The following is an 11937-nucleotide window of genomic DNA, read 5'->3' on the forward strand; positions in this document are numbered from 1 at the left end:
ACCATATCTGGAACGTACCATTCCAAATGCAAATTGGTGAATACACCAACGCAGCGGGTCAGGTATTCCACGGTGACATTCCTCGTTACATGGCGGGTGACCCAACTGCGGGTAAACTGTCTGGTGGCTTCCTGTTTAAAATGTACGGTCTGCCAGCAGCAGCAATCGCTATTTGGCATTCTGCTAAGCCGGAGAACCGGGCAAAAGTGGGCGGGATCATGATCTCCGCAGCACTGACCTCATTCCTGACCGGTATCACCGAACCAATCGAATTCTCCTTCATGTTCGTGGCGCCAATTTTGTATGTTATTCATGCAATTCTGGCAGGTCTGGCCTTCCCAATCTGTATCCTGCTTGGGATGCGTGACGGTACCAGCTTCTCCCACGGTTTGATTGACTTCGTGGTACTGAGTGGCAATAGCAGCCGTATCTGGTTGTTCCCTCTGGTGGGTATTTGCTACGGTCTGGTCTACTACACCATCTTCCGTGTCCTGATCGCCAAACTGAATTTGAAAACACCTGGCCGTGAAGACACAGCGACAGAGCAAACTATTCAGGGTGGCACTGAAATGTCAGCAGCACTGGTAGCAGCATTTGGTGGTAAAGAAAACATCACTAACCTGGATGCATGTATCACTCGTTTGCGTGTCAGTGTGGCCGATGTGTCCAAGGTTGACCAGTCTGGTCTGAAAAAATTGGGTGCTGCGGGCGTTGTGGTCGCAGGCTCAGGTGTTCAGGCTATCTTCGGGACGAAATCTGATAACCTGAAAACAGATATGGACGAGTATATCCGTAATCATTAATTCAGGTCTGGGGAGTGCAAAGGGGAGGCGGAAGCCTCCCTTTTTTTGTGTTCAGAAAGGCTTCATATATATCATATCTTATTATTTCTAAAGGATTATTTACGCAGTTTTAAACTTTTTGATGTGTAGTTTTTGTCCTGGAAAATCAATTACTACGGCAAATTTGTTGAGGAAGTTACTGCCAATTAATCCATCGGTATCCATCTGCTTAAATACCCCGTCGAGTAGCACTGCATTAAAACCAATCCCTGTGGTGCCCTTTTCGTTTAGCTGAAAATCTGTTGCTATACAGTTTTCCATTTCTATATCTCCGATCAATACTTGGCAAGGGAGGCTGATAACCGCAGATTTAAGCCGTTCTTGCCAAAATACCGATATGGTTGCGCCAGTATCCAACACCATGTTGTATTCTTTAGTATTTTTCGTGACATTAATCGTAATGCCTTCTGATGTTAACCGTAGCGGTAATGAAATCCACCCATCAGCAATATTAATACCCAATGCTTGAGCATTATCAGCAACGGATAGCCGCTGACTTTGATAGTCAATCAGCAGCGCTTTGTCCTTGAATAAGTCCAAACCAATGACCATCGAACTGCGAGGGGCGGTTTTCGGGTTAAGAGTCAGGCCCCAAGGTGTAAATGAAACACCTTTAACGTCCTTAAATATCATGCCGTTGATTGAAAGTTGTGGAATATGGAATTTCTCATTGAAAAGCACTTTTCCTGTCAGATCGATAGATCGGCGCTTTCCCTCAACGGGCACCAATCCGGGCAGTTGCGCCATCACCTCTTTGGTTAAATGCAGGCCCATTTCGGAACCGGTATCAATTGAAAATGATTGACGTAGTCCATTGATTTCCACATTGACTACCGGTATCGCCGTATCATCCCACTCAAGCGGCATATGCATGACTTTTCCCGAAGACGTAGCACTGAGGGCTGACGGCGAGGTGGCAGACAATAAAAGGGTGAATATCATTGCTGAGGTATGCATATTAGGCAAAAAGTGCATGAGGGTTTTCCTTTTCCATTTCTATTTCAGCATTTTTGCTGAGATCAAATACCCGGTCCGCCATGGCAATCATTGTTGGGCGGTGGGCGATAAAAATCCGGGTTATCTTCAACGCGCGTATCGAATCATTAATTCGGGCTTCATTGTCGATATCCAGGTCGCTGGTAGCTTCGTCGAGAAATAATATTCGTGGGCGTTTATACAAAGCGCGAGCCAGAGAAACTCGTTGGCGCTGCCCACCAGACAGGGCGCTACCCATATCACCCACCATGGTTTCATACTTCATCGGCATGGCTTCAATTTCTGTATGAATGGAAGCAAGGCGTGCACATTCAAATACCCATTCATACTCAGGTTGAGCATCAAACGAACTGATATTGTCGAGTAAAGACCCCGCAAATAGCCGGTCTTCTTGTAGCACGTAAGCGATGTGTTGACGGTAAGCTCCAAGACCCAATCGACGGATGTCTATACCATCTAAAGAAATGGAACCGCTTTCTTGTGGGGCTAAACCGCCTTTAAAAAGAAAGAATTTGATGGCCGCATAGGTCAGTGATATCAGCACGGCGACTGCTGCGAGGTAGCCATCATAGGCCCACATCAAAAATAATAGCCCGATGACCACCACAATATCTAACAGCGACGCAACCATGTCGGCGGTAAAGGCATCTTTTACCACTGATAGCGAGTTAAAGCGCGAGCTTATATCACCAATATGGCGTTTTTCGAAGTACGAAACCAGCAAGCGGATTAAATGGCTAAAAAGTCCGGAATTCTATTGAATCCCCAAGGTGTACTTAATCGACATCACCTTCCTAAGGGCTGCCATAAGCAGCCCTTTTGCGATATTAAAAACTTTTTGTCCAGTTTGCAAAAGCGTTAACCCAACCGCCGGCTATCTTGTCTAGAATTGCTTCCGCAAGATGCTGCGGTTGGTGTGTTTTAGTTTTACAAGTATCAATTACAGTTTCAATGATTTCTTTTTTCAAGCGAGACATAGTTTATTCCTCCATTGATTATGAGTGCCAAAAACTCCCTCTTGGCAGGTCCATTAAGGAAAGTATTTGTACCTCCATCTTCATTCAACTTATGAAAATAAATTAAATATATAAATTTAATATTTTGGCTGAATGTAATTCCCTATCTTGTTACCTTCCTTAAAATAGGAGTATCACTTAATGAAACACATCGTCAAGAAGTAATATTTTATTTTTTATTGGATTAACGGTTATAGGTAAATAACATCATTAAATGATAAGGTTAATTAAATCTGTTAGTATTCATCTTTATTGTTGCATGGAAATATAAATTAAATGTCTATATAAAAATCACACGTTATCTTCTGTGTGATTAATGTTTATTTTGAATGGTTTTTATTTATGTTATTCCGGCTCCAACCAGGTAGTCTGGAAATCAAACCAACCTAAATTATTTAAGTGCGCGCCTTGGGCTTGTTCGGGGGCTTTTAGGCGCATCCAGTGATGGAATAATGGCTGCAACCATCCATTGGCGATGATCTCTCGGATCAATTGTTCGCTACCCAGGGATTGGTTGCGCCAATCATGCAGATAGCTCTGTAAATCAGCATCATCACCGCCAGTGATGGATTGACGCAGCAACTGGAAGCCCAATAGCCATGCGCCAACATTCCACTCTTCAGGAACGGCAAAGTTCACTGTGCCCAGCCACAAATCAGCTTTGGCCTCACCCTTGGCCCAAGAGGTGTAATCCAGCTCGATCATATCTAACTTAATGCCCTGAGCGGCCAGAATATGAGTCATTTCAGTCACCAACATCGAGTATTCAGGGTGCTGGGCATGATAAGCCAGCGTTAATACCGGCATATCCTCTGATTCTGTCGCTATATCACTTGAAAAAGGAGAGCACTCTTCTCCTGCATCAATGCCATGAAACCATGTGGGTAGGACGCTACTGGCGGGTACCCAGAAGGGGCGAATGGATTCAATTAGCCGTTGGATAAGATGATAAGGATTGAGCGTTTTTCGCAACCAGCGGCGCTGTTTAATATCGTGCCAGTGCGGTGAGCGGCTATCGCACAGCAAAAAATACCCGCCGCGCTCTAGAAACATCTCTTGTGTTGAGTCTGATGGCTTACCGGTCAGGCTGGCAGCTTTTCCAGAAACATAATCAATATCACTGATGCTGGAACTGAGCCAGGTGGCACTTTGTATATTCGCCATATTCAATTGCTCCGACAGCACGGCAGGCGTGTCAGAGGGTTGGCGCGCCAAATCCGGGAAAATAAGCACCTCAACTTCATCCAGCAAACCTCGAAAACCAAAATAGTGGTCAAAGGATTTCATCTGCAAGTGCCAGTTATCATTTTCAGCCACTCGATAAGGCCCCGTGCCCACCGGGTGAGAGGCAAAATCGGGGTGCGTGGTATGATTTTCCGGCAGAATCAGTGCGCTGTGATGGGCGAGTAACAGGGGAAGGCGTGGGTCCGGTTGATTAAGTTCAATCACCACACTGAGTGGCCCGTGCGAACTAATTTTTTGAATATGTGAAAACAGCGGCAATACGGCACTGCGGGTCAGTGAACTGACGACATCACGGCTGGAAAGCTCGCGACCATCATGAAATTGCACCGCCGGGCGTAAATAAAAGCGCCAATGCAATGGGTCGAGCATTCGCCATTTGTGAGCTAAATCGGTGGTGACTTCACCGTTTTCCTCATTTACTCGGGTCAGACCATTAAAAATTTGTCGGACTAAGTGCAGCTCAGAGCGGCGTAGTGCTGTGCCGGGGTAAAGATTTGTCATGGTGCGGTAGTAGGGGATGCGCAGAGCTTGATAGTCATCGCGTATCCGATACCCAAGTTTAGCCCGCAGCAAGGGGGTAATCAGCTGTTTATCTTCGCCCAATAGGGCAATGGCTTCATTAAAACCACCGGAATCTAATAACTGTTCCGCTTTTTCAATTAAAAGCTGATGAGTGTTCCGCAATAGCTGTAAATATGACCGGCGGCCACGACCTGCCTCTGCTTGCCATCTCAACCAGCCAGCTTGTTGCATCTGAACCAGTAGTGTCCGCATGTGACGCTTGGTGCAGCTGAGTTTATCCGCAAGTTCTTGCAGTGTAACCTCAATCGGCTGTACCCCAACCTGATTTAATAAGCGTAAGTATTGCTGTTCAAGGCGTCGGCTGACCATAAAAGAGGAACCTAATTGAGTCTAACTCAGCAGTTTTATATATCATCTTTTTAGCCGATAATTTTCACTACAGCAAGCGTTTGTGTCTCAGCACTTCTTATCGGAAAAGGCCGCAGACAGAACGCCGTGATTATTTGAGGAAAGAAGATGACCCGTTATTTAAACAAAGATACCCAAGTGTGTATTTCTCTGGCCGCCAGACCCAGCAACTTTGGCACTCGTTTTCATAATTTTTTGTACGATGCTCTGGATCTCGATTACCTGTATAAAGCCTTTACCACCACGGATCTGGCCGCGGCAATTGGCGGTGTGCGGGCATTGGGGTTCCGAGGTTGTGCAATTTCAATGCCGTTTAAAGAGGCGGTTATCCCAATGGTAGATGAGCTGGATGCATCCGCCGCCGCAATTAATTCGGTTAATACCTTGGTTAATTCTGATGGTTATCTGAAAGCGTATAACACCGACTATATCGCCATCGCGAAATTGCTGGAGAGTTATCAGGTGCCTACCTATAAAGTATTCGCATTGCGAGGCAGTGGTGGGATGGCGAAAGCCGTGGCTTTTGCACTAAAAAATGCCGGTTTTAAGCAGGGATTTATTATTGCGACGAACGAAAAAACCGGTAAAAAATTAGCCGAACAATCCGGTTACACCTATCAGCCTGATATGCAGGGTGTTGAAGCCGATGTATTAATCAATGCCACCCCAGTGGGGATGTCAGGGGGGAAAGAGGCCGATAGCATGGCTTTTACTGAAACCGAGGTTGAACATGCCGAGGTGGTTTTTGATGTAGTGGCACTGCCCGCGATGACTCCGCTGATAAGCTACGCCAAAGCACAAGGGAAAATCGTCATTACCGGCGCTGAAGTCTTTGCTATTCAGGCGGTTGAGCAATTTGTGCTGTATACCGGCATTCGTCCGGAGCCCGCTTTGTTTGAAAAAGCAGCGGCTTATGCCCGCGGTCAATGATTGAGGTTGAAATCAATAGAAATTGTCGCTCATACTACGCATTCCTCATTTTATCACTTTCAAGGAAATGCGTAATGGCCGAAGAAACGATTTTCAGCAAAATTATCCGCCGTGAAATCCCTGCCGACGTGGTCTACCAGGATGAACTGGTGACCGCGTTTCGTGATATCGCCCCGCAGGCACCAACTCATATCTTAATCATTCCTAACATTCTTATTCCAACTGTGAATGACGTCACAGCAGAACATGAAGCGACATTGGGCCGAATGATCACTGTGGCTGCTAAACTTGCAGAGCAGGAAGGTATTGCTGAAGATGGCTATCGTCTGATCATCAACTGCAATCGTCATGCTGGGCAGGTGGTTTACCATATTCACATGCATCTGGTCGGTGGCCGTGAGTTGGGTTCGTTGTTGTCACATAAATAGCTTGAAGTATGACAGGACTATAACTGAGGTAAGCCTATGCGCCCTGTGAAGGTGTTTTTATTGCCGCTGATGGCGCTTGCGTGTATTGCGACATTGCTGGGGTGCAGCAGCCCGAAAGGGATTGCGGTGAATAAGCAGCAAACCGTGGTCATGGATTCGTCTGTGCTGACGGCGGGTATTTTGGCGTCTCAACCTGCAATTTCAACCTCATCTGGGAATAATGTAGCGCGCTCGGTGGTGACCAATAGCCAGAGTAAACCGATAAAAATAAATTACCGCTTTTATTGGTATGATGCGCAGGGCTTGGATGTGCCGCCACTGGAAGCGCCACGGTTTATCGTTATTGCGCCAAATGATGATGTGGATATTCAATCAATTAATAATAATTTTAATGCGCGTAGTGCGCGTCTTTATTTATTCTTATAACCCTATATTTTTATAACAGCTCGGTTCTTATCATCGCGCTATTGGAGTGGGACAATGAAACGGTATTTATCTGTCGCTCTGGCGGCACTTGTGCTGACGGGGTGTATCACTCAGCCACCTGTTGAGCCAACCACACCACCCGTGACCATCGAACCTGTCACGCCTCCCGTGACTGAAACGCCTCCGCCGGTAGACACCGTGCCGCCGCCACCCAAAATGCAGCAACCGACTGATTGGGCCGCCAACGTAGAACCCTTAGTTGCGCAAATGGTTAACAGCAATGATGTAGCAAACGGCAGCATATTGCTTCTCGATAGTGTCAAAAATAACACTAATGGCGCGTTGCAAACGGCGAAAGCCACTTCGGCCTTACATCAAGTGCTGTCATCAAATAAAAAGTTTGTGTTGATCTCGCCGCAGCAATTAGCTGTCGCTAAGCAAACTTTAGGGTTATCGGAAGAAGATAGTCTCGGCTCTCGCAGCAAAGCTATTGGCCTGGCTCGCTATGTCGGTGCTCAGTATGTGTTGTACAGCGATGTCAGTGGTGATGTGAAGTCACCGACCATTGAAATGCAACTGATGCAGGCACAAACCGGCGAAATCATCTGGTCAGGTAATGGCCCAGTTAAGCGCTGATCCTTCCCTGTATGCGCTGATTGAAAGCATCAAACCGTCGGTGGATGCTACCCCCGACGGTTTTATTCATGCAGCCGATTTTATCAAGGCAGATTGGCATATTAGCCCGGTATCTGGCCTGACTGGTGAAAGTTGGCGTATTTCTTACCCATCAAACACGACTGCGAATATTAACTGGCTGGCGCGCGAACAATCGGTGCAGAAAACCCAGTTGGGGGTGGACCGGCGGCGGGAGCGCAAGCTATTGCGACACGTGGCGGGTTACCATTTGGCACCCACGATTATCGCCGCAAATCAACACTGGCTGGTGGTCAACTGGCTCGAAGGTGACGTTGTCACTCGCGCGCAATTCATTGAATTATCGAATAATGGTCAGCTGGCACAGCTATTGACCCGCTTGCATCATCTACCCGCCAGCGGTTATCGCCTGGATTTACGTGCTCAGCTCATCCGTTATGCCGGGCAGATTGATACCAAACGCCTTTCACCAAGCTGGTTACGGTTGCATCAGCATTTTCTGCGCAGATCACCGCCGCAACCGGTGAAACTGGCACCCCTGCATATGGATATTCACCCCGGCAATCTTTTGGCGACACCCTCCGGGTTGAAATTGATTGACTGGGAATATGCGGCTGACGGCGATATTGCTCTTGATATTGCCGCGCTATTTCGTGGCAATGGTTGGTCAGCGCCCCAGCAACAGGCTTTTTTACAGCACTATTGCCAGAATGAGCAGGGTTACCCTGATATTGATCGTTTATCCCGCCAGATACAGCGCTGGGTGCCGTGGGTTGATTACCTGATGTTGATGTGGTTCGAGGTGCGCTGGCAGCAAACAGGAGAGCGCGAGTTTTTACAATGGACGGTGCCGCTACGCCAGCGGTTTAATTTATCTTTTTGATTTTATTTTTAACGCTTCCCCAAAGAGCTTGGTGTTGCAGGTAGGCAGCAAGCGAACGAGTCCCGATGAGCTTACACTGGTAAGTGATTCGGGTGAGCTAGCGCCGCTAACACCCCTGCAGCTTCAAGAACGAAGGGGAATTATGTGAGGTTGTCGTGGGTCCAGTAATGTTAGACGTTGCCAGCTATGAGCTGGATGCAGAAGAACGTGAGATTTTAAAGCACCCGCTGGTGGGCGGCCTGATTTTATTCAGCCGTAATTTTCATGATGCCGAGCAACTGCGCGAGTTAGTCCGTCAGGTAAGGGCGGCGTCCCACCAGCGTCTGGTGGTGGCGGTTGATCAGGAAGGAGGCCGGGTACAGCGCTTTCGTGACGGTTTTACCCGCTTACCTGCGGCTCAGTCGTTTGCAGCGATCAATGATCCAGCCACTGCGGCGCAGTTAGCACAAGATGCGGGCTGGCTGATGGCGGCTGAAATGATATCAATGGATATCGATATCAGCTTTGCGCCGGTACTGGATATTGGCCATGTCAGCGCCGCTATCGGCGAGCGTTCATTCCACAGTGACCCGCAACAAGCACTGAAAATGGCAGAGTGCTTTATTCGCGGGATGCACAGCGCGGGTATGAAAACCACCGGTAAGCACTTCCCCGGGCATGGGGCGGTAACGGCAGATTCGCATAAAGAGACGCCTCGGGATAATCGACCACTGGTAGAAATCCGCACTCATGATATGGTTATATTTCGCGAACTGATTGCGCGGCGATTACTGGATGCCATTATGCCTGCTCATGTGATTTATACTGAAGCTGATGCGCGTCCAGCCAGTGGTTCGTCTTACTGGCTCCAAACCATATTGCGCCAAGAGTTAGGGTTCGATGGCATCATTTTCTCTGATGACTTGTCGATGGAAGGGGCAGCCATCATGGGCAGTTATGCCGAGCGTGGGCAAGCCTCTTTGGATGCCGGTTGCGATATGATTCTGGTCTGTAATAACCGTCAGGGCGCGGTAAGTGTGTTGGATAACCTGTCGCCCGTCAAAGCAGATCAAGTAGCGCGCTTGTATCATTCTGGGCAGTTTGACCGTCAGACGTTGATGGCATCATCGCGTTGGCAGCAGGCGAATAAGGCATTAACGGCACTCAGCGAACGTTGGGATGCACATAAAAGCCAATTGAGATAAGTTACATGTCGCGAGGATAAAATAGATATGATCGTCTATCTACATGGTTTTGATTCCAACAGCCCTGGCAATCACGAGAAAGTTCTGCAACTGCAATTCATTGATCCGGATGTGCGTTTCATCAGTTACAGCACGTTGCATCCTCGCCATGATATGCAGCATTTATTGAAAGAAGTGGATAAGGCTATTCAGCAAGGTGGCGATGCCAAATCACTGATTTGTGGTGTGGGGTTAGGGGGCTTTTGGGCCGAACGAATTGGTTTTCTGTGTGGCATCCGACAGGTTGCCTTCAACCCCAATCTTTACCCGCAAGACAATATGAGCGGTAAAATTGACAGGCCGGAAGAGTACGTCGATATCGCCAGCAAATGTATCAGTGATTTTCGCGAGAAAAACCGCGATCGCTGTTTAGTCGTGTTGTCGCGCAATGATGAAATGCTTGATAGCAAGCGCACTGCCGGTGATTTGCATCCTTATTACGAAATTGTCTGGGATGAAAAGCAAGGCCACAAGTTTAAAGATCTGTCACCTCATTTGCAGCGGATAAAAGCATTTAAAACTCTGGGATAAATAATCAAATTAACCGGTTTTTTGTTAATGACTGGTTAATTGTAATACCCACAGTTCTGTGCAATTTGGCCTAAAAAAAGCGTTTCGCCTGCTTTTTTTAGGCCATTTTTATGACGAAAAATCGCAAAACTGCTTATTATCCCCGATCAAATAAAAAAAGTGTAAACTGTGACTAAACGCTAACTATTTGAATCTTATTCCAGAAAAAATCCCTCTGCTGGCACTTTAATCAAAAAAAGTTGATATATATCAATTTTGGTATGACCAAATAACCCTGCATGATATTCTGACTCCAGTTTATTGAATTAGCATCAGCGAACCCTATGTTATCTAAGAATATTATTCATTTACCCTTAGCTAACAATTGGTTCACATTTAGGGGGTCATTTTGACAACGCCGAAGAAAAAAATCGTTATTATTGGTGGTGGTGCCGGCGGCCTTGAGCTGGCAACTAGTCTGGGTCATAAGTTGGGGCGCAGCAAAAAAGCTGAGATTGTTCTGGTTGACCGTAACCACAGTCATCTGTGGAAACCTTTGCTCCATGAAGTGGCTACCGGTTCTCTGGATGATGGTGTTGATGCATTGAGCTACCTGGCTCATGCGCGCAACCATTATTTCAATTTCCAGTTGGGGTCGTTAACAGATATTAACCGTGAAACCAAAAGCGTCTGTCTGGCTGAGATTTGTGATGAGCACGGCGATGTGCTGGTCACAAAACGCGAATTATCCTATGACATTTTAGTGGTTGCTCTGGGCAGTACCTCGAATGATTTCGGTACGCCGGGCGTGAAGGATCACTGCATCTTCCTCGATAACCCGCATCAGGCCCACCGCTTCCATAATGAAATGCTTAACCTGTTCCTGAAGTATTCAGCGCAACCGGGTGAAAAAGGCAAAGTTAATATCGCCATTGTTGGCGGCGGTGCCACCGGTGTGGAGCTGTCTGCAGAGCTGCATAATGCGGTAAAACAACTGCATAGCTACGGTTTTGAAGGTTTGGATAACCACGCACTGAATGTCACGTTGGTTGAAGCGGGTGAACGTATTCTGCCAGCACTACCGCCACGTATCTCGGCGGCGGCACATCAGGAACTGATTAAACTGGGTGTTCGTGTATTGACCAAAACCATGGTTACCAGCGCTGATGAAAAGGGCCTGAATACCAAAGATGGTGAGTTTATTAATGCTGATCTGATGGTTTGGGCGGCAGGTATTAAAGCGCCGGACTTTATGAAAGATATTGCAGGGCTGGAAACCAACCGTATTAACCAGCTGGTGGTTGAGCCGACGCTGCAAACAACCCGAGATCCCAACATTTTTGCGATTGGTGACTGTGCTTCTTGTCCACAGCCAAGTGGCGGTTTTGTGCCGCCGCGTGCGCAATCTGCACATCAGATGGCCAGCCGCTGTTATAGCAATATTTTAGCATTGCTCAATGAGCAACCACTGAAACCATACATTTATAAAGATCATGGTTCTCTGGTATCGCTGTCGAAGTTTAGTACGGTCGGTAGCTTGATGGGTAACCTGATGCGCGGTTCTATGATGGTGGAAGGGCGTGTTGCCCGTGTTGTTTACATCTCATTGTATCGTATGCATCAAGTCGCATTGCATGGCTATACTAAAACTGGCCTGATGATGCTGGTGGGCGGGATTAACCGGGTTATTCGCCCGCGCCTGAAACTCCACTAATTCTCCTTCGTCCTTGACGCTACAGGGGTGTTAGCTGCGCTAGTTACTCGGCCCGTCCATGGGCCTCGCCTCTACGAGGCCGCTGCAAGCAGCGTTCAAATCGGTTCCTGACCGATTTGTCACCCGAATCACTGACAAGG

Annotated in this window: 13 protein-coding genes and 1 pseudogene; 9 read left to right on the forward strand and 5 right to left on the reverse strand. The window is 47.4% G+C overall.

Annotated features, from left to right (window positions below; all coding sequences use genetic code 11):
* A partial coding sequence (locus tag ACNSO8_RS06885) for a PTS transporter subunit EIIC (protein WP_418394210.1) occupies positions 1-803 on the forward strand: 803 nt, incomplete at its 5' end.
* Between the two features lie 99 nt (positions 804-902).
* Here ACNSO8_RS06885 and ACNSO8_RS06890 read toward each other — a convergent pair.
* The 5 genes and pseudogenes from ACNSO8_RS06890 to ACNSO8_RS06910 all read right to left on the reverse strand — a co-directional run bounded on the left by ACNSO8_RS06890 (position 903) and on the right by ACNSO8_RS06910 (position 4990).
* Positions 903-1817, reverse strand: coding sequence for a hypothetical protein (locus ACNSO8_RS06890; protein WP_418394211.1), 915 nt, complete (start codon positions 1815-1817; stop codon positions 903-905).
* Positions 1801-2376: an ATP-binding cassette domain-containing protein gene (locus tag ACNSO8_RS06895; RefSeq protein ID WP_418394220.1), complete on the reverse strand. Its 576-nt coding sequence runs from the start codon at positions 2374-2376 to the stop codon at positions 1801-1803. Before ACNSO8_RS06895 ends, ACNSO8_RS06890 begins: the two co-directional genes overlap by 17 nt.
* Positions 2350-2571: pseudogene (locus ACNSO8_RS06900) on the reverse strand (ABC transporter transmembrane domain-containing protein); the annotation flags it as partial. The gene ACNSO8_RS06895 and the pseudogene ACNSO8_RS06900, both read right to left, overlap by 27 nt.
* Positions 2572-2665: 94 nt before the next feature.
* On the reverse strand, positions 2666-2815 hold the full coding sequence (gene xyeA, locus ACNSO8_RS06905) for a XyeA family cyclophane-containing RiPP triceptide (protein WP_418394212.1): 150 nt from the start codon (positions 2813-2815) through the stop codon (positions 2666-2668).
* A gap of 384 nt (positions 2816-3199) precedes the next feature.
* On the reverse strand, positions 3200-4990 hold the full coding sequence (locus ACNSO8_RS06910; protein ID WP_418394213.1) for an SgrR family transcriptional regulator: 1791 nt from the start codon (positions 4988-4990) through the stop codon (positions 3200-3202).
* A gap of 147 nt (positions 4991-5137) precedes the next feature.
* Here ACNSO8_RS06910 and ACNSO8_RS06915 point away from each other — a divergent pair, with 147 nt between their 5' ends.
* The 8 genes from ACNSO8_RS06915 (at position 5138) to ACNSO8_RS06950 (ending at position 11797) form a co-directional block, all read left to right on the forward strand.
* Positions 5138-5959 (forward strand): shikimate 5-dehydrogenase, encoded by an 822-nt coding sequence (locus tag ACNSO8_RS06915; protein ID WP_418394214.1) that lies wholly within the window; start codon positions 5138-5140, stop codon positions 5957-5959.
* Positions 5960-6033: 74 nt separating this feature from the next.
* On the forward strand, positions 6034-6387 hold the full coding sequence (gene hinT / locus ACNSO8_RS06920) for a purine nucleoside phosphoramidase (protein WP_004873877.1): 354 nt from the start codon (positions 6034-6036) through the stop codon (positions 6385-6387).
* Between the two features lie 36 nt (positions 6388-6423).
* The gene (locus ACNSO8_RS06925) at positions 6424-6813 is read left to right on the forward strand and encodes a YcfL family protein (RefSeq protein WP_418394215.1); all 390 of its coding nucleotides are present in this window, start codon (positions 6424-6426) and stop codon (positions 6811-6813) included.
* A gap of 54 nt (positions 6814-6867) precedes the next feature.
* Positions 6868-7449: a penicillin-binding protein activator LpoB gene (gene lpoB, locus ACNSO8_RS06930; protein WP_418394216.1), complete on the forward strand. Its 582-nt coding sequence runs from the start codon at positions 6868-6870 to the stop codon at positions 7447-7449.
* Positions 7430-8350 (forward strand): thiamine kinase, encoded by a 921-nt coding sequence (gene thiK / locus ACNSO8_RS06935; protein ID WP_418394217.1) that lies wholly within the window; start codon positions 7430-7432, stop codon positions 8348-8350. The genes lpoB and thiK overlap by 20 nt, the downstream gene beginning before the upstream one ends.
* Positions 8351-8505: 155 nt before the next feature.
* A complete protein-coding gene (gene nagZ, locus ACNSO8_RS06940) occupies positions 8506-9534 on the forward strand; it encodes a beta-N-acetylhexosaminidase (RefSeq protein WP_418394218.1) in 1029 nt (342 codons plus the stop codon).
* A gap of 27 nt (positions 9535-9561) precedes the next feature.
* Positions 9562-10104: an alpha/beta hydrolase YcfP gene (gene ycfP / locus ACNSO8_RS06945; RefSeq protein WP_005170673.1), complete on the forward strand. Its 543-nt coding sequence runs from the start codon at positions 9562-9564 to the stop codon at positions 10102-10104.
* 388 nt (positions 10105-10492) lie between these two features.
* Positions 10493-11797, forward strand: a complete 1305-nt coding sequence (locus ACNSO8_RS06950; protein ID WP_418394219.1) for an NAD(P)/FAD-dependent oxidoreductase — start codon at positions 10493-10495, stop codon at positions 11795-11797.
* The last annotated feature ends 140 nt before the right edge of the window (positions 11798-11937 follow it).

Source organism: Yersinia sp. LJYL362 (assembly GCF_048323875.1).

Coding starts and splice junctions, on each gene's coding strand:
- hinT (WP_004873877.1), top strand. CDS start 6,034: ATGGCCGAAGAAACGATTTTCAGCAAAATTATCCGCCGTGAAATCCCT.
- ACNSO8_RS06915 (WP_418394214.1), top strand. CDS start 5,138: ATGACCCGTTATTTAAACAAAGATACCCAAGTGTGTATTTCTCTGGCC.
- thiK (WP_418394217.1), top strand. CDS start 7,430: ATGGCCCAGTTAAGCGCTGATCCTTCCCTGTATGCGCTGATTGAAAGC.
- ACNSO8_RS06925 (WP_418394215.1), top strand. CDS start 6,424: ATGCGCCCTGTGAAGGTGTTTTTATTGCCGCTGATGGCGCTTGCGTGT.
- ycfP (WP_005170673.1), top strand. CDS start 9,562: ATGATCGTCTATCTACATGGTTTTGATTCCAACAGCCCTGGCAATCAC.
- lpoB (WP_418394216.1), top strand. CDS start 6,868: ATGAAACGGTATTTATCTGTCGCTCTGGCGGCACTTGTGCTGACGGGG.
- xyeA (WP_418394212.1), bottom strand. CDS start 2,815: ATGTCTCGCTTGAAAAAAGAAATCATTGAAACTGTAATTGATACTTGT.
- ACNSO8_RS06910 (WP_418394213.1), bottom strand. CDS start 4,990: ATGGTCAGCCGACGCCTTGAACAGCAATACTTACGCTTATTAAATCAG.
- ACNSO8_RS06890 (WP_418394211.1), bottom strand. CDS start 1,817: ATGCACTTTTTGCCTAATATGCATACCTCAGCAATGATATTCACCCTT.